This is a genomic window from Gluconobacter wancherniae NBRC 103581 (assembly GCF_007988885.1).
GTDB classification, from domain to species: Bacteria; Pseudomonadota; Alphaproteobacteria; order Acetobacterales; family Acetobacteraceae; genus Gluconobacter; species Gluconobacter wancherniae.
On sequence record NZ_BJUZ01000001.1, the window covers coordinates 862,115 to 883,177 of the forward strand.

General features: G+C 51.4%; 18 protein-coding genes and 2 pseudogenes. 9 read left to right on the forward strand and 11 right to left on the reverse strand.

What is annotated here, in order from left to right; all coding sequences use genetic code 11:
* Positions 1-3 precede the first annotated feature (3 nt).
* The 4 genes from GWA01_RS03900 to GWA01_RS03915 are packed head-to-tail and all read right to left on the reverse strand — an operon-like array spanning position 4 to position 5,854.
* Complete coding sequence (locus tag GWA01_RS03900) at positions 4-1,008, reverse strand: membrane dipeptidase (protein WP_146794209.1); 1,005 nt, start codon at positions 1,006-1,008, stop codon at positions 4-6.
* The gene (locus tag GWA01_RS03905) at positions 1,005-2,492 is read right to left on the reverse strand and encodes an NAD(P)-binding domain-containing protein (protein WP_146794211.1); all 1,488 of its coding nucleotides are present in this window, start codon (positions 2,490-2,492) and stop codon (positions 1,005-1,007) included. The genes GWA01_RS03900 and GWA01_RS03905 overlap by 4 nt, the downstream gene beginning before the upstream one ends.
* Positions 2,476-3,462: a LysR family transcriptional regulator gene (locus GWA01_RS03910; RefSeq protein WP_146794213.1), complete on the reverse strand. Its 987-nt coding sequence runs from the start codon at positions 3,460-3,462 to the stop codon at positions 2,476-2,478. Before GWA01_RS03910 ends, GWA01_RS03905 begins: the two co-directional genes overlap by 17 nt.
* Before the next feature lie 4 nt (positions 3,463-3,466).
* On the reverse strand, positions 3,467-5,854 hold the full coding sequence (locus GWA01_RS03915; protein WP_146794215.1) for a TonB-dependent receptor: 2,388 nt from the start codon (positions 5,852-5,854) through the stop codon (positions 3,467-3,469).
* A 200-nt stretch (positions 5,855-6,054) separates the two neighbouring features.
* Here GWA01_RS03915 and GWA01_RS03920 point away from each other — a divergent pair, with 200 nt between their 5' ends.
* Complete coding sequence (locus tag GWA01_RS03920) at positions 6,055-6,675, forward strand: 2-hydroxychromene-2-carboxylate isomerase (protein ID WP_146794218.1); 621 nt, start codon at positions 6,055-6,057, stop codon at positions 6,673-6,675.
* 354 nt (positions 6,676-7,029) lie between these two features.
* On the opposite strand, the pseudogene GWA01_RS13150 reads toward GWA01_RS03920, so the two are convergent.
* Positions 7,030-7,187 (reverse strand): annotated as a pseudogene (locus GWA01_RS13150) (IS701 family transposase); the annotation flags it as partial.
* Between the two features lie 234 nt (positions 7,188-7,421).
* Positions 7,422-8,378: a LysR family transcriptional regulator gene (locus GWA01_RS03925; RefSeq protein ID WP_146794219.1), complete on the reverse strand. Its 957-nt coding sequence runs from the start codon at positions 8,376-8,378 to the stop codon at positions 7,422-7,424.
* A 77-nt stretch (positions 8,379-8,455) separates the two neighbouring features.
* Here GWA01_RS03925 and GWA01_RS03930 point away from each other — a divergent pair, with 77 nt between their 5' ends.
* The 3 genes from GWA01_RS03930 (at position 8,456) to GWA01_RS03940 (ending at position 11,335) form a co-directional block, all read left to right on the forward strand.
* Positions 8,456-9,400 carry an MBL fold metallo-hydrolase gene (locus GWA01_RS03930; RefSeq protein WP_146794221.1) on the forward strand — a complete coding sequence of 315 codons (945 nt, stop codon included), beginning with the start codon at positions 8,456-8,458 and terminating at the stop codon, positions 9,398-9,400.
* Complete coding sequence (locus tag GWA01_RS03935; RefSeq protein ID WP_146794223.1) at positions 9,397-10,362, forward strand: alpha/beta hydrolase; 966 nt, start codon at positions 9,397-9,399, stop codon at positions 10,360-10,362. The genes GWA01_RS03930 and GWA01_RS03935 overlap by 4 nt, the downstream gene beginning before the upstream one ends.
* A gap of 133 nt (positions 10,363-10,495) precedes the next feature.
* Positions 10,496-11,335, forward strand: coding sequence for a retropepsin-like aspartic protease (locus GWA01_RS03940; protein ID WP_146794225.1), 840 nt, complete (start codon positions 10,496-10,498; stop codon positions 11,333-11,335).
* 525 nt (positions 11,336-11,860) lie between these two features.
* Here the strand turns inward: GWA01_RS03940 and GWA01_RS03945 are convergent.
* Complete coding sequence (locus GWA01_RS03945; protein ID WP_146794228.1) at positions 11,861-12,778, reverse strand: LysR family transcriptional regulator; 918 nt, start codon at positions 12,776-12,778, stop codon at positions 11,861-11,863.
* Positions 12,779-12,939: 161 nt separating this feature from the next.
* Between GWA01_RS03945 and GWA01_RS03950 the strand changes: the two genes are divergently transcribed.
* The gene (locus tag GWA01_RS03950; RefSeq protein WP_146794231.1) at positions 12,940-13,260 is read left to right on the forward strand and encodes a MoaF-related domain-containing protein; all 321 of its coding nucleotides are present in this window, start codon (positions 12,940-12,942) and stop codon (positions 13,258-13,260) included.
* Between the two features lie 24 nt (positions 13,261-13,284).
* Positions 13,285-14,031 carry an SDR family NAD(P)-dependent oxidoreductase gene (locus GWA01_RS03955; protein ID WP_146794234.1) on the forward strand — a complete coding sequence of 249 codons (747 nt, stop codon included), beginning with the start codon at positions 13,285-13,287 and terminating at the stop codon, positions 14,029-14,031.
* A 191-nt stretch (positions 14,032-14,222) separates the two neighbouring features.
* Here GWA01_RS03955 and GWA01_RS03960 read toward each other — a convergent pair whose 3' ends face one another.
* Entirely contained in the window at positions 14,223-14,624 is a 402-nt protein-coding gene (locus GWA01_RS03960) for a nuclear transport factor 2 family protein (protein WP_146794236.1), read from the reverse strand.
* A 28-nt stretch (positions 14,625-14,652) separates the two neighbouring features.
* Here GWA01_RS03960 and GWA01_RS03965 point away from each other — a divergent pair, with 28 nt between their 5' ends.
* Positions 14,653-15,303, forward strand: coding sequence for a TetR/AcrR family transcriptional regulator (locus GWA01_RS03965; RefSeq protein ID WP_228118328.1), 651 nt, complete (start codon positions 14,653-14,655; stop codon positions 15,301-15,303).
* 211 nt (positions 15,304-15,514) lie between these two features.
* Here GWA01_RS03965 and GWA01_RS03970 read toward each other — a convergent pair whose 3' ends face one another.
* A complete protein-coding gene (locus GWA01_RS03970) occupies positions 15,515-16,414 on the reverse strand; it encodes a LysR family transcriptional regulator (protein WP_146794239.1) in 900 nt (299 codons plus the stop codon).
* A 212-nt stretch (positions 16,415-16,626) separates the two neighbouring features.
* On the opposite strand from GWA01_RS03970, the gene GWA01_RS03975 reads away from it, so the two are divergent.
* Positions 16,627-17,157, forward strand: coding sequence for a methylenetetrahydrofolate reductase (locus tag GWA01_RS03975; RefSeq protein WP_306416071.1), 531 nt, complete (start codon positions 16,627-16,629; stop codon positions 17,155-17,157).
* Positions 17,158-17,746: 589 nt separating this feature from the next.
* On the opposite strand, the gene GWA01_RS03980 is transcribed toward GWA01_RS03975, so the two are convergent.
* A complete protein-coding gene (locus GWA01_RS03980; protein ID WP_146794242.1) occupies positions 17,747-18,775 on the reverse strand; it encodes a methionine synthase in 1,029 nt (342 codons plus the stop codon).
* 27 nt (positions 18,776-18,802) lie between these two features.
* A complete protein-coding gene (locus GWA01_RS03985; RefSeq protein WP_146794244.1) occupies positions 18,803-19,786 on the reverse strand; it encodes a DUF1852 domain-containing protein in 984 nt (327 codons plus the stop codon).
* Positions 19,787-20,082: 296 nt separating this feature from the next.
* On the opposite strand from GWA01_RS03985, the pseudogene GWA01_RS03990 reads away from it, so the two are divergent.
* Positions 20,083-20,429 (forward strand): annotated as a pseudogene (locus GWA01_RS03990) (transposase); the annotation flags it as partial.
* Positions 20,430-21,063 lie beyond the last annotated feature (634 nt).

A 21,063-nucleotide genomic window follows, 5' to 3' on the forward strand; every position in this document is an offset into this window, starting at 1 on the left:
GGCTCAGACCTCTGGTGTCCACGTGTCGTGATACAGGCGCAGCCAGTTCTGTCCGAGAATTTTCTCGATCAGCCCTGTGGGCCATCCACGACGCATCATGGCGGCTGTCAGGTTGGGTGTTTCTGGGATGCTGGCAAAGCCTGCTGGCTTGCGGATCGTGGTACGGCCAAATTCTGTAAGCTGGCGTCCATATCCCTTGTCCCGGTTCGCCCAAAGCAGCCACGGGCCGGGGCGGGGATGCCCTGTGCTGAAATCGGTACCCATCGCAATGTGCTCTTCACCTACGATGTTCAGGACATGCGTCATGGCATCTAGATAATCATCGATCGTTGCGTCATTCCCCGCACGTAATCCGGGAGAGAACAGACTAACACCCACGATGCCGCCTTTTTCGGCGCAGGCTCGGAATAGATAATCTGGCTTGTTGCGTTTCACATCCCGAAGCGCGCGTGGCAGCACATGTGAAATACAGACGGGGCGTCGGGAATGCTCAATCACGTCGGCGGACGTCAGGTCGCCGACGTGACTGAGATCGCACAACACGCCGTGGCGGTTCATTTCATGAAGAACCTCGCGTCCGAAGCCCGTCAGGCCACTGTCACGCTCCTCAAGATAACCAGCCCCTGAATAGTTCTGGGTGTTGTAGGTCAACTGCATGGTATTGACGCCCAGCAGCTTGAAAAGCCGTACGTAATCCAGACGGTCTTCCAATGGGGATGTGTTCTGCCAGCCGATGCTGATTCCCGTGCGATTGGTGCGTTTGGCGGTCTCGATATCCGCGACGGAGCGGATTGGCATGATCAAATCCGCATTTTCAGCGAAGTGCCGCTCCCAGGTCCGGATATAAGCCATGCCCTCACTGAAGTTCTCCCACAGCAGGGACGCTGCATTGACGACGGTCAGACCGCCGGCACGCATTTGCTCGAAGATTTCACGGCTCCAGGCACAGGTCTGAAGGCCATCAATCACGATGCTGCGTTGGTGCAGTTGAAAGGAATCTTCGGTCATGCGTTACTCTTCACCTTTGTGGATGTGCCGTTGACGATCTGTTCGGGGGACCATTCATCCCCAAGAAGTTCTGGTCGGTCGAATTCACGGAAAATATTCAGACAGTCCTGGCTGTTTTCGCGCAGGAAAGATGCCGCGACACCATGGATCAGTCTTTGAACAGCCTCATCCATTGCTGGTGCGCCGCTCGTGAGTTTGCCATGGCTCAGTACAGAGGCAAAGCACAGGCAATAAATCCGGGATAACGGCTCCTTGTCACCGTCTTCGCGTCCAATAAACGAAAAATCCGGTGCCAGATACGGAGATTGGCCTAGAGATTTACTCTCTTCCCCGGCTGGCGGCGTATAATGATCATCCCAGAGACTAATCTTTGAAGCAAAAGAGGACAGTTCTGGGCGACATGTGACATCACAGGAAAAGCCAGTCGCAAAAATCAGAAAATCCAGCTCCGTTTCACCATGGGGCGTTGTGACGGTTAACGCAGATGCTGTTTCGACGACCGAAAGCAGGGGGGCGTTAACATGCAGTTTTGCATTCTTATGTTTAAAAACCCGGCGAGTACTATCCCGTGGGGGAGGGACCGGAGCATCAAGTCCAAGCCGCATCATTTCCCACTTTACCGCGTCTGGCAGGCCAACATATCCCATGACCAGCCCGTCACTGCTGATCCCGGTGAACTTGTCCACACTTGGGAGTGCTTCGCGACGGACGAAGAGGTCAACGCCAGCCGCACCAGCTTCTAGAGCGCTCGCGGCATTGTCCATTGCGGAGGCGCCTGCTCCTACGACCCCAACACGCTTTCCCGCTAGCGCTGTGAAGTCGATCATATCGGCGGAGTGGGCGTAGAGCCGGGAAGAAATCTCACTGGCAACAGAAGGGAGGGAGGGCGACCCCAGTCCGTCGATCCCCGTTGCCAGGATAACGCGTCGGGCCAAAACTGGAGTGCTTTCTCCTCGCACTGTAAGCCTGATGAGACCATCGCCCTGCGGGGCAATATCTGTAACGTCCATTCTGTTACGCACTGGCAGGTCCAGAATGCGTCGATACCAGGTGAGGTAATCCATCCACTGTGCACGTGGAATTTTGTTTAAGCGTTGCCACGCTGCGTTACCGAACTGCGCTTCAAACCAAGCGCGAAATGTCAGGCTGGGAATTCCTAAAGCCGGGCCACAGGCAGACTTCGCTGTACGGAGTGTAACCATACGGCCGTAGGTGACCCATGGTCCTTCTGCGCCTTCAGGAGCGCGATCAAGGCAGATGACTGAACTGATGCCACGAAGCCGCAGAGCCGCAGTCGCTGCGAGCCCGATCATGCCTGCGCCGATGACCACCACGTCATATGTTGGTTCAGGCGCATCACGGAGTGGTAGAACCCATGGCTTTGCCGGAAGATTCAGATAATCCAGATCGCGGTGAATACGATCTTCAAGGCCCTGAAGATCGAGTGCTATCCCCGTTATGATAGCCTCAATTGCTTTTGGCATCTGGTGCTCCTGGCTCGGTCTGAAAAAGGCGTGTGTGAAGTTTTTCGAGCGCTTCGGGTGGGTGCCGGATAAAATCTGGCAAAAGGGCACGCGCTGTGATTTCGATCTGTTCGATAAAGCGGAGAATGCCGCTGTCAGCTGCCGAAAACGCCGGTGTCAATACACTCCATGCCCAGGGAATACGTTCCACAATAGGCCGTACGACCGTGCCCTTAATAGGAATGCCGTAGGCTGTTACGGGCTCTACAATGGCTATTCCCAGTTCCTCACGGGCACTCATGACAGCATTGAGGGATGTATTGGTTTCTATCCTGGTGAATGAGCTGTTTCCGGACGCCTGAAGAGCTGCGTCAATTGTGCGTCGCAGCCGGAAGGGATTGCCGACGGTCAGAACTTGCTGGGTATGCAGTTGACGAAGGGAAAGGCTGTCGGATTGGGCAAGAGGGTGATCCTCATGCAGAACGGCCACACAGGATGCTTCTCCAATCCAGTGAATGTGCAGATTGGCATTGTCGATGGGAAGGGTTGCTAGACCGATATCAACACTGCCATCCGTCACGGAACGGACGACATCATCGGCTGGCATACCTTTAAAGGACATGAAAATATCTGAACTGCATTGCATCAGACCGGAAATGGCCTGGGGGACAAGGCCACCAGAGAGTGCAGATGTGGCGCCGCATGTAATCCGGCGATAGTTTCCACCTGCAGCGATCTGTCTGGCTTTTTCTTCAATGTTTTTCAGTCCGATAAAGGAGCGCTTGACTTCATCGTAAAGGAGATGTGCCTCCTGCGTGGCATGCAGCCGCGTCCCGTTCCGTTCGAAAAGGGTAAAGCCAAGTGCTTTTTCCAGTTCCATCATGAGACGGCTGACTGCAGATTGCGTGCGCCCGAGATGACGTGCCGCGCCTGTCATGCTGCCAACCGAAAAGACAGCATGAAAGGCTTCTATCTGACGTCCTGTAATCATGGTTTCAAAATCCAAGGGTGATCGATGTTACCGCCGCAAACCCGCCCCCGAGATAATAGCTGGGTGTACTGCCTGTAATGGACGTTCCATAAATACCCTTTGTGGTCTTGGCATTTGTCCGAACTGTATAAGCGCTGGACAGGTAGTTGCTGTCACCGAGGTTCACAAAATTCAGCTGTATCGTAGGATGATGAATGAAGTGATAAGTCTTCATTCGGTAACCTAGCGTCATATTGGCAGTTTTGTAGGCGGGGATGCTCTCATCATTCATGAACGTTGAATATTGTGAATCAACGTAATTGAAGAATACATTACCGAAAAATTGACCGTCATCATAAGATATTCCTGCAGATGCTGAAAATTTCGGCGTCAGGACTGCATTTTTCCCTTTGGTTGGAAGAAGATCGTTTCCAACAGCAAGGTTGTTGTCTATCGTTGCATGGAGATACTGCCCTGAAACGTATGGGCTCAAGTGATGCCAGGGACGAAGGGAAATCTCGACCTGCGCTCCGCGCGTCGTCTGGCCACCTGCATTGATGAGGTTTGTCGTCAGTGCACCATCAACATAAACGGATGTCGAAATCTGCCGATTTGTAAAATTGTAGTTGAAGAAGCCAATAGAGGCATTGATAAGACCGGTATGACGATACCCAATTTCTTCGGAAATGGAGTACTCATTCTTGAGATCAGTTTTTCCAGCCGTCGAGATCTTTCCAGTCGAGACGCTGAAAGCGTCATAATACGGAACGTCTGACATCGGCGCGTGGAAATTGGTTACCGCGTCGATGAAAATCTGATTGTTTTTGTCAATCTTGTAGCTGGCCTCGAAACGCGGCAGCGGAACTGCGCTATTTGTTCCCCAACGATAGGTCGCACCCGGAATGTTGTTTGTTCCGGATCGTGCCAGAAGAACAGCTTTGAACCCTGAGGTCAGATCAAGCCGATGATTCAGTAGCGACAACCCGTCCTCAATGAAAAAGCCATTGACCTGCTGCATCATGTGGAAATTCTTGGTCGCCAGGATGGAGCCGTTTTGAGTGCGGATATTATTATTGATGATGTCACCCGCCGCACTGACAGGAGAGTAATCGTAGAGAGAGTTTTTGGTCAGATTGCTGTACCAGTAACCAACCTTGAGAGTATTTATGCCGGTCTTCAGCGTGAAATGACCTGAGAAGCCCGTATTAAAACTGTTGGAACCAGCAATCGCGGCGGCTACAGCTTTCCCGTTATAGAGGGTAGGGAAGCTGACGGTTCCCGCAGACTGGTTGCCAAGATACAGGCTGCCAGGCGTCAGGGTCGTTCCACTTGGGACCGACCCGCTCATCCACTGGTAGTAGGGAGCGATATCCGCCGTTAGACCTTTTGCAAGCGTAAAGTGACTTGGAGCGCTCATCATCATTGAAGAGCGTTTGTATTGATAGAGTCGATAATAAGTCGTGCTGCCCGGGGTGTATTCACCAGAATAGTTGTATGATTTTCCGTACTGTCTCCATTGAGTAAGTGACAGATATCGCGTTGGGGATTCGTTAATCGTGTTCCACGTAAAGACTGCTGAGGCTCGATTGTCCGCGCCCCACTGTTTTATTACTTTGGAATCGACATGGTAGCGACGGTTTGTGCCTGGCCCGCGCCAGTTATTGTTTCGGGTATACGAGCCAGATATGAATGCCCGGACACCTGAGTGACCGATTTCTCCACTATCCAGGCGTAAAAAATCTTTGTTCGTTGCGTGTGTTCCTCCCGAAAGCGATAACAGTGCGCCTGCTTTGTGATTGGGATCCAGCAACGTTTCGGTAATCTGGCCGCCTCCTGCGTTATAAACCGGCGCGGCTATGTCGCTACTTCCCTGTGCCAGATCGACACGACCAATATTTTCTGTATCTGCCCACTCTGATGTATCGGCGATCCCATAAATGGGATCGCCCGCGGGCATTCCCTCAAACACCAGACCGATCTCCGTCTGGTCCAGACCACGAACGGTAATGCTCGTATGGTCTGCGAGACCCAAAGGATCAGAATTGGCTACAACCGCGCCTGGCGACATTTGAAGCAGATTGAGTGTATTCGTGGTTGGGGATTGCTTCGCAATATAGTCTCGCGTAACCCCGCTCTGCATGCGTGGAACTGTCTGAACCGGCATCAAACCTCCGCCAGATGTCGTATTGGTCACACCTCCAGAGAGCGTCTCTGTTCTGACATGAATTTCTTCAGCTTTTCTAGCCGGTACAGGTGCGCGCGTTACGGTCGCTTTTTGCGGAGCGCGGGAAGGGGGTGGCTGTCTATGCATGACGTCATGATCAGACGATTGCTCATCTGTAGCCTGAGCAGTGCCTCCCAATGCCAGCAGCAGGAGGGTCATAAGTGCTGGAAATTCACGAGATGCGGACATGGAGGAATCCGGACGAAAAGGTTGGGGGAACAGGCCCATTCGTATTTGGCCAATCCACTAATAACTATTATTATTGGTGGATATAATTGAGATACTTATTGATCCGTATATTATATTAATGCATGACGCAATGATGTTAATGAGCTAAACTCATTTCAATTCACGATTTTTATATCGTTTTTGGCGCAGCGAGGAACAATATGACCGACGAACAGCCGTTGAACGTAGGAACAATCGAGGTTTTCTACGGAATTTCATCTCCGTGGGCATATCTTGGAATGCCAAAGCTACGTGAAATTGCGCGTTCTGAAGGCGTGTCACTCACTCTACGGCCCATCAGGATAATCCAGAATAATGGTGGCATCCCTCTGCGTGAGCGTCCTTTAGCTCGGCAGAATTATCATGTGGTTGAACTGACACGTTGGCGAAAATTTCTAGACATTCCGCTTAATCTGAAGCCAAAATACTACCCCTGCAGAACTATAGAATATGCTGCTTGTCTTGTTATTGCCGCGGGCCTCAGGGGACATGACGATGTCGCTCTATCGTGGGCTATTCAATCCGCATTATGGGCCCACGATCAGGATATTGCAGATACGAACACGCTTGAGAATATTGTTGGAAGCGTACTTCATGGTGACGCCAAAGAGCTATTAGCCTTTTCCCAAACGTCAGAGGTGTACGCTGTATGGGAAAAAAACCTGTTTGACGCAGAACAGCTTGGTATCTTCGGTACTCCCACCTACGTGGTCGGAGACGAACTGTTCTGGGGGCAGGATAGACTAGACTTTGTGCAACGGAAAATACATGCAAGATGTTAAAATAAGAATGTGTTTCTTACCTTAGAAAGTGTGTTTGAGCGCTGGAGCTAATACAGCAGATCTGGTTTGAAGGGGGTATGGAGACCCCGTGCTATAGCAGCGATCGCTAGTACACATGGTATATCCAGCTATTTTATGTGTCTGGCAATAGCTTTCAGAACAGGATTATGTCAGGAGAATACCAATCCTGCCTATCATGACAATTCCGTTTTTATTGTAGTGTAGGCGAGATATGCCCGTGCCTGATGCGCTCGTCGAAAGACGGGCCAACGGAGCATATGCGGGATTGGGATTTAGTCCTGGGTGATTTTCAAGGCGAGGCTGCGGATTCATTGGATGAGTTTGTTTTGCGTAGTGAAACCAGTAGTTGGCGTTTACGCATATTACAAAACCTCTGCCTGCTCGACGCAGGCAAACGGCACCTCTACCGCCAGCGCCTACTCGATCATAGCGCTTGACAGGGATGGCTTGGTGGCAAAGCGGATATCGTCGGGCACATGCGTCGCTGCCAGTTATTTCGGTGTATCAGTTCAGCTTTTCGGCAGATCCTGTGTATTGTCGGCTTACGCAGCAGGAAGCCGCACCCTCTTCTGCCGCCAAAGCCCCAGATTGCATTTAGATAAAAATTAATCCAAATAAGAAATTAATTTATAATATAAATACAGAAAATTCACTTCATATTAAAATCAACATTCGTAATTAATTTATATTTATTGTATTATTTCCTTAAATATTTAGCATTATTGCTAGTTTTCAATTCCAATTAATAACTCTAATCTTGCAGTATTCTCCAATACGGACACTACTACATCACGCAACCACATTGCGGCGGGATCACGATCACTGCGGGCCGACCAGATCATCGATACTGCCGGGATACGCAAATCCAGCGGAACGGGACGGACCACCAAACCAAAATCCGCGGCATGCTGCTGAGCAATTCGACTGGGAATCGTAGCCAAAACGGGTGCTGCTGCGGCAGCCGCAAGTGCCGTCAGAAAATCTGATGCAGCGAGAACCACGTTGAGTTCCTGACCAATCTGCATCAGTGCCTCGGACAGGCACCCCTGGATGTCATCTTTCAGCGTCATGAGAACATGGGGCAACGCAAGATAACGCTCAACCGTGATTGGAGCATCCGGATCGATCAGTTTCGGGTTGAAGCAGCAGGCTAGAGACTGCTGATATAACGATACACCACAATAGCGTTCCAATCCGAAATCAAAACACCCAACTGCGATATCCAACGCCCCCGTATCCAGCAGCGTATAGACCTCACTTCGAGGGGATCCACGTGACAGCAGTCGTATTCCGGGTGCATTCTGTTGCAAATAGGCCGCCAGTTTCGGCATCAGAAAGACTTCAAGTTCGGACGAAAAGCCAAAACGGAAGATCCGCTGTTCCGTCGCAGGATCAAACTGTTCCTCGGACATCAGGATGTTCTGAGCCTGCCTCAATAGCTCCCCAACATGAGAGGCCATGGCAGATGCTTTAGCGGTTGGCTGCATAACAGTACCGGTTCTTACGAGCACCTCATCTCCCAGCAACATTCGGAGAGTGGCAAGCGCATGGCTCATTGCTGGCTGCTGGATACGAAGGCGGCGCGCCGCTTTTGTGACGCTCCGCTCGGAAACGAGGACGTCGAAAGCGATTAGAAGGTTGAGGTCGAAAGATTTAAGATTGAAATGATCGATGGGTTTCATTTATCAAATCGATTTGTGTGATACCTAAGCGCACCTTAACTTCCGATGTGATGTAAAACAATCGCATTGGATCAATTATGGCAGCGGCTTTTCAGGTGGGTGACGCCCGTGTCACGCGCATTCCGGAACTTCACTGGGATAATGCACTCCCCAAAAAACTGTATCCGGATATCGAGGCCGAGGCACTTGCAATATTCGGCCCGTATTTGACGCCAGGATCATTTAACCCCGGGACAGGCAGGCTTGCGCAGGGAACTCATGCGTGGCTTATTCAGGTTTCTGGCCTCAATATTTTGGTTGATACCGCCACGGGTAACGATAAGCCGTTACCCGCCGCACCGGCACTGGATCATCTGCATACGCCGTTCCTCAAACGTCTCGCAGCAGCAGGCGTACAGCCAGAGCGGGTCGATGCCGTCCTACATACGCACATTCATGCCGATCATGTCGGCTGGAATACACGCCTGCATAATGGAAAATGGGTGCCGACCTTTCCGAACGCGCGTCACGTTTTCTCAGCAATCGAGGCGCGATACGGTGCAAGCAATGACCGTATTGACCCTGCACCGGATTTGCCTCCGGAGATATTGGGGCGCCCAGATCATCATCCGCTACCGCGCGTCTATGCAGACAGCATGCTCCCCGTCATCGAAGCTGGGCTTGGAGAAGCGATTATAATCGACGGTCAAGAGGTTCTTGCGGGCTTCTCCTTTCATCCTACCCCCGGCCACAGCATTGATCATGCGTCGATCCGGTTGCGGTCAGACGGTGTGCAGGCGTGGTTTACAGGAGATGTCATGCATCACCCTCTGCAGGTTTATAGGCCGGATTTACGGTCCGTTTACTGTGAGTTCGTTCAGCCCGCCGAGCGCTCACGACGGTGGTTTCTTGAAGAAGCAGCTGTAAGTGGAAGCCTTTGCTTTACCAGTCATTTCGCGGAAACAGGTGCCGGTTATGTCAGGAGTCGTCCAGGAGGGTTTGGGTGGGAGTTTGCACAGCCAAATGTAGGAGACATCAAATGACAAATCTGCTTATGGAAAACTTATCCATTCCGAGTGATACGGCCGATATCTCGCTTCATCTCCGCCATAAACGACGTTCAGACATCAAGACGTTTGATCCACAACGCACCATCCTACTGATGCATGGTGCAACGTTGCCGGTAGAAAGTCTTTTCGATGTTCCTGTTGGGGAGGGGGCATTCATGGATGTCCTCGCTCGGGAAGGATTTGACGTTTATGCGCTCAACGTGCGGGGCTTCGGAGGGTCAACTCGGCCTTCTGGAATGGAAGGTGCGCCTGAAGATGCCCTGCCTCAAGTCAGGACCGAAACTGCAGTACGCGATCTGAGTACCGCTGTTGATTATCTTCTCGCGGCGCTTGCCCTCCCACGTCTTTGCCTGATCGGAATGTCCTGGGGGGGCACGGTTACCGGTGCGTATACGGCGGCTCACAATGACAAGGTGGAGAGATTGGCTCTGATTGCCCCGCAATGGATTAATAATGGGGTTTCACGTCTAGATCCTGGCGGCTCTATACACGCTTATCGGCGCTTCAATGTTCAGGCATTTCGTCAGCGCTGGCTGGAAGGCGCACCGGAGCAGAAACGTACAGAGATCCTTCCGGCAGGGTGGTTTGAACAGTGGGTCTCAGTTATTCTTGCGAGCGATCCAGCAGAGCAGGATGGAGTGATCCGGGCACCTGCGGGTGTGATTCAGGATGTGCGTGATTACTGGTCCGTTGGAAAATCATTTTATAATCCCGAAGAGATCAAAGTCCCGGTTCTACTGCTGCATGCTGAGTGGGATCTGGATGTAACTACTCAGCAGATGGGAAACCTGTTTCCACGTTTTCTCAACGCCCCGTATCGTCGCTGGACGGAGATTGGGGAAGGAACGCATATGGTGATTATGGAGAAGAATCGATGGCAGGTAATTGAAGAAATTCTGCTCTTTTTGAGAACGCGCAATCATTTAGAGGCGTAAATTCCTAGCAAAATATTCAGTCTATTTGGCGTGTATCGTCCTGATTTAAAAAAGAATCTTCACTATTTATTTTTCGCATGACAGATAACATTGAGATAAAAAAGACGATGATTTTCAAAATAATGAGAAACGCATGCCCATAAGAACAACATGCCTGTCTTATGTAATTCTCATGATTTTCTACCTATACATCCAGCCCGTGCATGCGCGGGGCCTCATCCAACTTGAGGAGGGCGATCAGGGTATCGCTGCGACCAAGGCCATGATTGACGGTCAGAACGGTCTATTCATGTTCGATAGCGGTATCGGTACGTCTGGCATCACGCCTGGTACGGCCCAAAAAATCGGATGCGTTCCCTGGGGCCAAGTCACAGGTTTCAGGGCGATTGGTGAGAGACTGGATCTTTCCCGATGTAACACGACACACGTAGCCATAGGCATGTTTCGTGTAACGATGCCGCAAGTGGCTGTTATCGATCTCGAAAAGCTTATGGGGCCGCCGGCCCAAAAGTTTAGTGGTATTCTAGGCCTTGATCTCTTTGCAGGACAGATCGTGAGTCTTGATGTCGCCAAGAACCGGGTTGTTCTCGAAGATTATCGCAGCCTGTCACGGATCAGACTCTCTGCGACCGAGGTACCAATAAGGTTGGTCAGGGCCGCAGAAGGGGCGGCACTAACGGTCGACCTCGGAATTCCTACACGGGAGGGCATGCTCTGGATGGAGATTGACACAGGTAACTACGGACCTACGCTGATTAACAGGAAGGCAGCGTCGCTTGTTGGCCTCGAAGCGGACAGGAAAGCCCGTCAGGAGTTGCGTGTGACGCCAAAGCCAGGCCTCGAATCTTCCGGGAGCGCTTTGGTACGTGATCTAATTTTGGATGGTGATCTGGGACGTGAGGTGTTGCGTCATTGGCTTATTACTCTTGATTTGGCGGCAGGCCGAGGTTGGATTCAGCAGGCGGCACAATAATATGTAGAGAGCTGTTCTGCCTGTCTTGTCACCAATAGCCACCGCGACACATACAAAATAGATATAAGCCTGCGTGAGTCGCAAAACGTACTAGAAACGATAGGACTGTCATCTCAGGGGCAGCCTCCGTCCGTGGATCGATACTCTCAGTCAGCATATCGGAGAGGCCTTTTCGGTTTTTTTTATGCATCTGGCACTATGTCCGATACAGTTGCTTTACGGACATAGGTTGACTTTCAACAGAAACAATCTGGATATTTAGATCCGAGGGAATTCTGGGCAGCAACTCATGTACGACTGGGCAAGGAGAGGGCAGGCATGGAAAACTTTAAACTGACAGCATTTTAGTATTCATTACGTCGTACTGAAACTTCAACGTGTCATCATTATAAAATCGACTAAGAAACGACTGCTGCTTGCTCGCTTCGCAGACCCTAGAAAATGAGCAGCTATGGGGTGGATGCGGAAGGCTTGCTTATCGCCTGCGAAGTTAACGAGCAGACATTATGATTGCGAAAGATCTGGTCAGGAGAGGCGATCAGGTTCATGTCGCTGCTGTTTCAATAACAGTCGTGAGATCAGGAGATCGATAAATGCACGCAGTTTAGGCACGAGCTGCTTGCTTGTCGGCCATAAAATTGTCATGTCACGAGGTGACGAAACCTCTGTAAGCAGAAGTTGTTCCAGTTTTTTATCGATCAAGGCCGACTTCGTTTCGAAGTCGGGTAGGCAGGCGATGCCTCGTCCCTGAAGGGCAAGATAGGTGAGCGTCTCGATCGAATTACAACTGACGGTCGTTAGCCTCCCGCTGCTCAAGATGCTCTCCCATTCTGGCACGGGCCATGGTTCGATTTTTCCGGTCGTGGGAAACCGGTAAAGCAGGCAGGTATGGTGCAATAGTGCTGCTGCGCTCTCCGGCCGCCCCACCTGCGTCAGATAAGCAGGCGAGGCGAAGAGGTGGCGATGGAAAATACCAATTTTCCTGCTGAGCAGTCGAGTGTCGTTTGTTTCGCCGATACGTACGGCTGCATCGAAGCCTTCGTCAATCAGATCCACTTTCCGATCCGTAAAGTCGATATCGAGTTCAACTTCGGGGAAGCGCTCTATGAACTCCGAAAGCACAGGCAAAAGTATTGTGCCTATCGCCGGAAGGCTCACGCGTAATTTTCCTCTCGGCGCAGCCTGTATATCACTCAGCTCTTGCTCGGCGGCATTAAGTTCTCCCAGAATGCGATGACATCGTTGAAGAAATAACGCGCCTTCCGCCGTCAGCTTCATGCTCCGGGTGTTGCGATGGAACAAACGTACGCCCAATCGTGCTTCAAGACGGGCGATGGTTTTACCGATTGCGGACGAGGAAACGCCATGCAGACGGCCAGCCTCCACGAAACTCAATGATTCTGCTGCGGAGACGAAGGCGGAAATACCAGCGAGATGATCCATCTTTCGAACTTAGAATAGTCAATTACGGACGTAAACGTCCGATCTGTTCGGAACCAGAGCCTATTTTTCCGTCCTGAGACAGCGCCTATCCTACGGAGGTAGGCGGGATCGATATGATGCGTGCCTCATATGATAGCCACTAAAACCTTCGCAGGAATAGCATGACCCACACGGACTTATTTCCCTATGCTGGCCGCTCGTTCGTCGTGAACTATGGCGAAAACCTTGTCTTTCGGAATACCTATGCCGACGATGGTATGACCGTTACCGCCGAATTCCTGACGGGTCCCCAGACGGGAACCAAGATGACGGTGCCCTTCAAATGGACCGCTCTGGAGGGAGGATTCTATCTGCTCTCATGGCAGGAAGAAGATCAATCCACTGTTGTCCACTGCGACAATTTCGAAGCAAGAGCCTCCCGGTCCTTCTACACGATGATGAACGGCAACTTTTACGTCCTGTCCGGCACGATCTCAGAGTAAAAAATAATGAGAGGAATAAACACCATGGCTCAACTGCATGGCAAGAAAGCTTTGGTCACAGGCGCTTCTCGTGGCATGGGCCGCGCCACGGCACTCGCTCTGGCAGCTGCCGGCGCCGAAGTGCTGGTTCATTACAGCTCCAACGAGCACGCTGCTAAGGCAGTAGTCGAGGAGATCACAGGCAAAGGTGGGCAGGCATATGCTCTCCCAGCTGACTTGCGCGATATCCAAGAGATATTTGACTTATCCGAGCGCGTCAGAGAGGTCTGTTCCGGAAAACTCGATATTCTCGTTGCCAATGCGGGAATTGCGCGTCCCGCCCGTCTCGAGGATACAACAGTTGCAGACTTCGACGATATGTTTGCCATCAACGTCAAGGCGCCGTTTTTTCTGGTCCAGCAGTTATCGCCCATCATGAGCGCTGGCAGCAGCATTATTTTTACCTCGTCGCTGGCGACCCGCACAACTGTTGGCAAACTGTCAGCCTATGCTGCCTCGAAGGGAGCAATCTCGACATTGGTAACTCATTTTGCAGCGGAACTGGGTGCGCGTGGCATCCGTGTCAACGCGATCGCACCGGGTATCGTCGCTACTGACATGTCAAGTTTTGTCGAAACGAAAGAAGGTCGGGAATTTACCTTGGGTATCCAAGCGCTCAAGCGTGTAGCGATACCAGGGGATATCGCCGGAGTGATCGTGTTCCTTGCAGGAGATGATGCCCGCTGGGTTACGGGAGACATCATCCGGGTCGACGGCGGTTCTAAGCTATAACTACGAAGGTGGCACGTTGAGTGTGGTGAAGCGCATCAGCATTGTTTCCCAATATTAACGTCGTAGCTGCTTTTGAGGTGTGCCTGTTGGTTACGGGATGCCTGTTATGTAGGCGGGAGTAGTCCTATTTAAGCCGTTCGTTCCGATAGGCCGTCTTCCGGGGAGGAGAGGGGGCTGCCAGCCTGTGCCATTCAGCCCGAGACAATCGCTGCAAGCTGAAGTGGATTCATATAGTCTCGTATCCGAGTGACCTTCGCGTCACGCCTCTCGATAAACCAGACGTAGGACAGGATCTTCGTGCTGTTGTCGACGACGCGCTCATGATGGCCTGTCGCCTCGACGATCAGTTCGTCGCCTGTGCTACGAACGCGAATGTCGGTCAGCGTGCCGAACCGGATGATCGTCGGCAGATGGGCCATGTAGGCCGCAATGGCGTCCCGTCCTATTAGTTCACGCGGTGCGCCTTCGGGCGCGAACGGAAATTCATGGCATGCGTCGTCTGCGTAGATCGCCATCCAGCCCGCGATGTCCCCCGCGCGAAGTGCGTCCAGTGCATTTTCGAGCCAGTCTGGCAGGTCGGATGTTGGTGACATGGTGCTTCCTTGATATGATTTCCGGACCATGAGTCCAGATTCACATTATATATCGGACCATAAGTCCGAAAATCAAGTGGTTCGTCGCGGACGGCCGCCGACCGCCACGATCCGCATGCTCGAGGCCGCCGATACCCTTTTTGCACAGGCTGACGGGCCGGAACGTGTGACCATGGATGCCATTGCGGCGGCATGCAGTGTCGGGAAGGGAACACTGTTCCGGGCGTTCGGTAGTCGCGCGGGATTGCTTGACGCTCTTTGGACAACAAAGATCGACGCCCTGCGGGAAAGCGTGGAGAGCGGTGCGCCGCCTTTCCGGCAAGATACCTTGCCGCAACAGCGTCTTGCGGCGTTTCTTGACCTGATCCTGACGTTCAAACTGGACAACCGCCACCTGATCCGAGCACTCGAATTCGGCCCAGGCATTCTGCAATCCCCGCATTATCGCTGGATGCTTGGGGTGACCGAGAGGTTTATCGAGGAAGGGACGGGCTCGCCGACGGAAGGTGCGACCCTCTATACCGCCCATACCCTTCTGGCGGCCCTGCATATCGACCTGATCGAGGACATGCTCTCAAACGGGCTGTCGCTGGACACGATCAGGGAAGCCCAGGCCAGGCGTGCCTACATGGCAACGGGCATCGCAGCAACTGACTACAAAACGCTCGTACGCACTTGATCGATCATGTCTTCTTTGTAGAGGGCAGAACGATCGTCTTAATGTCCGACATGAGGACGAGTGCCGCCTGTCTGATCTCACTTCGTAGAACAGACAGGTCGTTCAAAGGGGGGGAGTACAAGGTCCGGTCTTGGGTGGAAAAGAGAGAAAATTAACATTGTAAAAAAACGAGACGCGCAAACATTATCAATATGAATTTCGGAAACAATTCTTAATTATCTGAATGAGGTGAAGCAGCGAATTCAATAAAATCCTGCAGATATTGAATTTCCTCGTCAGTTTCCCGATGGCCAAGGAAGATCTGTTTGGCAATGCCTTGTTTGCCAAGTTTTACGGGATAAAGTTCAAAGCGTGTGGCATATTCTTCCACAAGCCAGCGAGGAAGCGCCGCAACGCCTCTTCCATGGGTGACCATCACAAGCATGATGTCCGTCGTCTCAATCTGCTTCTGCTGTCGTGGCCCAATCCCTGCCGGTTGCAGGAACTGCGTGTAAATATCTAGTCGTTCAGATGGAACCGGGTAGGTAATCAATGTTTCGTCTGCGAGTTGCTGTGGCAGGACAAATTTGGCCTTCCGAAGAGGATGTTCCGGACCAACAGCCAGCACCAGTTCATAGTCAAATACCGGCGTGAATTTCAGGCCTGGTTTATACAGTGGATCAGGGGTCACCAGAATATCGATTTCATTGCTGAACAGCGCGCCGATCCCGCCAAACTGGAATTTCTGTCGTACATCAACATCGACCTTGGGCCATCTTTCCAGGTAAGGTGAAACGACCTTCAGAAGCCACTGATAACAGGGATGGCATTCCATTCCGATGCGCAATGTCCCGCGCCCACCATTTGCAAATTGTTCAAGGCGGCTTTCCGCCAGTTCAAACTGCGGGAGCAGACGGTTCGCCAGGAACAAAAGCCATTCACCGGCCTGAGTAAGAACAAGGGACCGCCCCTCCCGCCGCCATATCCTGACACCAAGCTGCTGTTCAATCTTGCGGATAGAATGGCTGAGCGCTGGTTGGGTCAGGTTCAGACGCACCCCGGCAGCCGTTAACGAACCTTCCCGTGCGACTTCCCGAATGATTGTCAGATGACTGCGTTCCAGAATGCCCATGTTTGTCCGATAAATGCACGAAATTCATATAACTATAAAACTATATCATTTCAGTTCATTTTTATAAACTTCTATTATGGGGGACTAATCATTCATGCGGACGCTGCCTATGGTCTCCAATGACATTCACGACCGTTTTCACTGTGGATTGAAATATGGCTTCAATTTTTCTCCCGAAATTTTCAAGGAAAAATCTGACGCTGTGAGCGTTTGTGACTGACATTCTGAGCAACTGGTTGTCGGAAACGCGTATCGACGGATTGTTATCTCGTAATTCTGCTGTTCCAATCCTGTCCTTCGAGTTTATTCCACTCCGCACTGACGCAATGGAACTGCGGCTCTGGCACTACATCCGGCATCTGGCACCGCTTGCACCCCGCTTTGTCTCGGTCACCTATGGCGCGGGCGGGACCACGCAGGCCGGCACCCTCTCCACGGTGTTGCGTCTGAAGCGGGATACAGATCTCATTCCCGCCGCCCACCTGACCTGTGTCGGGGTAACCCGCGCGGACGTAAATGACCTAGCCCGTTGCTATCGGGATGCCGGTGTTAATTATATCGTGGCCCTACGTGGTGATCTCCCCGCAGGTGTTGCTGACTATAGTCCGCGGCCGGGTTGGCATATGCCTATGCCAGTGATCTTGTTGCCGGTCTGCGTCGTATCATCGCTTGTATGGTGGCGGTGGAACAGATTCGTACCTTGCCGACCTATGGACTTAACGAGTTTCATGTCTCCACGTTGAGCCGCTCTGACCTGACTTACGCGATTGCCCATATCCTTGGGGGGGGGGGCGTCCGACGAAGACGAACGCATCTCGTAATGTGGCAGGCCTTCCCTTGTCAGAGATATTCTGTCTTATCTTCAGACACCTGAACGTCTGGCCCTTTCGAAGGGTAAAGGTCTGAAGCGATTTGTGGATTTTTTTTCAGAACGCCACAGGATTATAGGATGCCGAAAGCAAGAATGTCTGAAACGGCTGCGCCGGTTCGAATAGGTGCTAGACATGGTTTACCCCACGCTAAACGAGACGCGTGATATTGAAAAATTGATAACGACGGCAGAAGAAATCTGCAAGCGTCCTTTCACGCCAGCCACTGTTCAGGATGCACTGGGAATTTTCAGTTGGGAGCGCATCAGATGGACGCGTGACGGCAAGCTCAGGCCGATTAGAACGAAAAGGATAAAAGGATAAAAGGATCGAGGGCATTTCTCGCTAACTTTATACAGCACAGAAGACGTGGCGAAACTGCTGATATCTTTGGAAATTCTGGTGTCATGGAGGGCAAGACCAGTGTTCTGCCCTCCATGATAGAAAATTGTCGAGTCGACTGTCAGGCCGAGAGTTCTTTTCGAACAATTTCCGCACCCGCGCCCAAAGCATTCAACTTGCCACGTGCTACATCACGCGGCAAAGGCGCCATACCGCAATTGGTGCAAGGATAAAGCTTGTCCGCATCCACGAACTGAAGCGCTTTTCGCAGAATATCTGCGACTTTTCCAGGGGTCTCAATGGTTGTGGTAGCCACGTCAATGGCGCCTACCATGACTTTTTTCCCACGAATGAGTTCGATCAGATCCATTGGGACGCGGGAGTTCTGACATTCCAGTGAAATCAGATCGATATTAGATTTCTGAAGTTTGGGAAAGATCTCTTCATACTGACGCCACTCTTCCCCAAGAGCATTTTTCCAGTCGATATTGGCTTTGATGCCGTAGCCATAACAGATATGGACGGCGGTTTCGCATTTCAGGCCTTCAATGGCCCGCTCCAGCGTGGCAATGCCCCAGTCATTGACCTCATCAAAGAACACATTGAAGGCAGGCTCATCGAACTGAATGATGTCGACACCTGCCGCTTCCAGCTCTTTCGCTTCCTGATTAAGAATTTTAGCAAATTCCCAAGCGAGCTTTTCGCGGCTTTTGTAGTGGCCATCATGCAGCGTGTCGATCATCGTCATAGGCCCAGGGAGCGCCCATTTGATGGGTTTCTTTGTCAGCGTGCGTAAAAACTTCGCGTCCTCGACGAAAACCGGTTTTTCACGTGCTACGGCCCCCACAACGGACGGCACGCTCGCATCGTAGCGGTTGCGAATTTTAACCGTCTGACGGTTCTCGAAATCGACACCACTGAGATGTTCAATAAACGTCGTGACGAAATGCTGACGCGTCTGTTCACCGTCACTGACAATATCAATGCCAGCACGGTCCTGATCGTCCAGCGTCAGGCGAAGTGCGTCCTGTTTGCCCTCGAGAAGTTCTTCTCCCTGCAATTTCCAGGGGGACCAGAGTGTTTCAGGCTGTGCAAGCCATGAGGGTTTGGGCAGGCTACCAGCCGTTGAGGTAGGGAGTAGTGTTTTCATGGAAAATGACCTTGTATTTCTGAGAGCTTAAGCGGTGTAGTCGGCGGACCATTTTTCGAGAATATCGTGATACGGTTTGATGAAATGCTCGTCCGTATAGTGCCCCTGCGAGATCGCCAGTTGTGTACGCTCCTCACGGTCGTAGACAATACGGGTGTTGGAATAGTCCTGATGTTTCAGGCTCGGCTGACAACAGTCAGCCGCAGCGGAATTGGCATTGTAAATTTCAGGACGGTAGACCTTCTGAAAAGATTCCATCACGCTGATGGTGCTGATTAGCTCAAGGGTAGAATAGTCAGACAGCAGATCGCCAAAAAAATAGAAGGCCAGTGGCGCAGCACTATTACGCGGCATGAAATAACGAACCTGCATTCCCATTTTTTTGAAATACTGATCTGTCAGGGAAAATTCACGCTGCTCATATTCAACACCGAGAACAGGATGCTGATTTTCCGTCCGATGATAGGTGCGATTGGTCGAGACACTGAGGCAGATGACCGGCAGTTTTTTAAAATTCTGCTTGTAAGCCGTCGAGTTCATAACGCTTTTAAAGAGATTTCCATGCAGGTTCCCATAGTTATGGGGGACACTGAATTTGGCTTTCTTTTTATTGTAAGCCGGTAACAATACGCTGAAGTCGTAATCCCGCACGTACGAGGAAAAACTGTTCCCGGCGAGGCCCGATATCCGCTTGTTGGCGTTTTTATCAACAATTGTTGTGTAGAGGATTTCGATCAGAGGGAAGCTGCCACTTTGGCCAGAAAAGGCAAGATCCATCTCGACAGAAACGATTTCAAGTTCAAGAGTGTAGCGATCTCTTTTGGTATTATCCCAGTGCGCCAGATCATTGAACCGATTGTCTATCATCCGCAGGACGCTGCGCAGATTTTCCTGACGGCTTTCCCCTCTCGCCAGATTGGCAAAATTGGTTGTAAGGCGCGTCTTGTCGGAGGGATGGTAGTTCTCATCGAAGCGAAGCCGATGGATACTGAATGTCGTGTCCTGAATCATTATGCTTCTGCATCCCTATCTCCACCTCAAACCAAAATGAGAGCATGAGGCGCATGGCGTCCCCAAGTTTGTCATCTGAGTTTTTTAGGCGACGGTGGTCATCGTCAGACCAGCTTTATGCCTGAACGAACCCGTGAACAGAAATGATTTGATTTCATGAAAACATAAATATTGTGCATGGATCGAGGTAGGTTGCTCTGTTGCAAACGATACTTCACCACGTTTCCTTAACGCGCGATGTCTGACAAAGTGTGTATCATTGAAAGAGAGTTGGCCCGCGTTTTTGGGCAGGGCATAAGCGCGCCCGTCGGCACATGGCGATCATTGGCTTGCGGATGATCTATCAGAAACCGCGGATGGCAGATGACCGTGCCGCATCCGGCACATTAGAAATACCCATATTTGCTAAGGAAGCTGGTGATTGATCGTTTCAATTAGGTCTGGTGCTCCGATATCACCTACATCCCGATGCGTAAGGGCTTTCTTTATCTGGTTGCCATCATGGTACTGGTCGAGCCGCAAGGTGCTGTCGTGGCAACTGTCAAACACGATGGATGTCGAGTTCTGTGTCGAGGCGTTGCGGGAGTCTCTGATCTGCTACGGTGCGCCGGAGATTTTCAACACGGACGGCCGAACCTCTTTCATTCGTCTCTGACCGCGATTAACTCAAGCCCCTCTGTAAGCCTGACCACTTAGCTCAAGACCAGTATATTAGGCCTCATCTGGTCGTTTGGCTTCAGATTCTGCAGGGGAAAGTGGCTCTGGCGACGCCTATACCCTCACAGGATAACAGCCTTTACAAAGACCAGCAGCGTGATGTTGGTACATTTTGGTCCGTTTGCGGATTAGGAGGGGTGAGTACGCAGAGAATGGTCTGACCGTGCTTCTCAAGCGTGAAAAGCGCTCCAGATTCAGCGTAGCTGGTGGTCGTGGTTATTCGGAATCCTGTTTTTAGCAAAATACTCAGAGAAACCTTGAGTGGACGAAGTGTCGTTGGGACAGCAAGTGGACTGTAAGGAGATTTGACACCAGATTCCGGCAACCAGTCGTGGGAGCTTTGCGCAAAAGCGTTGACTGGAAAGAGAAGGGCGCACAGGACAGGAAATGCGGCCAAAGGATTGATCATAGAAAGCTCCAAAAGAGGGAATACGTTGAGGTCAGTGACCCGCTGACGTTGAGAGGAAGTTCATGACCAGCACTCCTGCGACGACAAAACTTATTTTTATGATGGTCTGGAAATTAAGGCTTTGACCATGAAAGATAATTTAATTTCCTAA

Coding starts and splice junctions, on each gene's coding strand:
- GWA01_RS03930 (WP_146794221.1), top strand. CDS start 8,456: ATGGCAGCGGCTTTTCAGGTGGGTGACGCCCGTGTCACGCGCATTCCG.
- GWA01_RS03900 (WP_146794209.1), bottom strand. CDS start 1,008: ATGACCGAAGATTCCTTTCAACTGCACCAACGCAGCATCGTGATTGAT.
- GWA01_RS03965 (WP_228118328.1), top strand. CDS start 14,653: ATGAGTCCAGATTCACATTATATATCGGACCATAAGTCCGAAAATCAA.
- GWA01_RS03980 (WP_146794242.1), bottom strand. CDS start 18,775: ATGAAAACACTACTCCCTACCTCAACGGCTGGTAGCCTGCCCAAACCC.
- GWA01_RS03925 (WP_146794219.1), bottom strand. CDS start 8,378: ATGAAACCCATCGATCATTTCAATCTTAAATCTTTCGACCTCAACCTT.
- GWA01_RS03915 (WP_146794215.1), bottom strand. CDS start 5,854: ATGTCCGCATCTCGTGAATTTCCAGCACTTATGACCCTCCTGCTGCTG.
- GWA01_RS03955 (WP_146794234.1), top strand. CDS start 13,285: ATGGCTCAACTGCATGGCAAGAAAGCTTTGGTCACAGGCGCTTCTCGT.
- GWA01_RS03970 (WP_146794239.1), bottom strand. CDS start 16,414: ATGGGCATTCTGGAACGCAGTCATCTGACAATCATTCGGGAAGTCGCA.
- GWA01_RS03985 (WP_146794244.1), bottom strand. CDS start 19,786: ATGATTCAGGACACGACATTCAGTATCCATCGGCTTCGCTTCGATGAG.
- GWA01_RS03920 (WP_146794218.1), top strand. CDS start 6,055: ATGACCGACGAACAGCCGTTGAACGTAGGAACAATCGAGGTTTTCTAC.
- GWA01_RS03945 (WP_146794228.1), bottom strand. CDS start 12,778: ATGGATCATCTCGCTGGTATTTCCGCCTTCGTCTCCGCAGCAGAATCA.
- GWA01_RS03960 (WP_146794236.1), bottom strand. CDS start 14,624: ATGTCACCAACATCCGACCTGCCAGACTGGCTCGAAAATGCACTGGAC.
- GWA01_RS03905 (WP_146794211.1), bottom strand. CDS start 2,492: ATGCCAAAAGCAATTGAGGCTATCATAACGGGGATAGCACTCGATCTT.
- GWA01_RS03910 (WP_146794213.1), bottom strand. CDS start 3,462: ATGATTACAGGACGTCAGATAGAAGCCTTTCATGCTGTCTTTTCGGTT.
- GWA01_RS03940 (WP_146794225.1), top strand. CDS start 10,496: ATGCCCATAAGAACAACATGCCTGTCTTATGTAATTCTCATGATTTTC.
- GWA01_RS03950 (WP_146794231.1), top strand. CDS start 12,940: ATGACCCACACGGACTTATTTCCCTATGCTGGCCGCTCGTTCGTCGTG.
- GWA01_RS03935 (WP_146794223.1), top strand. CDS start 9,397: ATGACAAATCTGCTTATGGAAAACTTATCCATTCCGAGTGATACGGCC.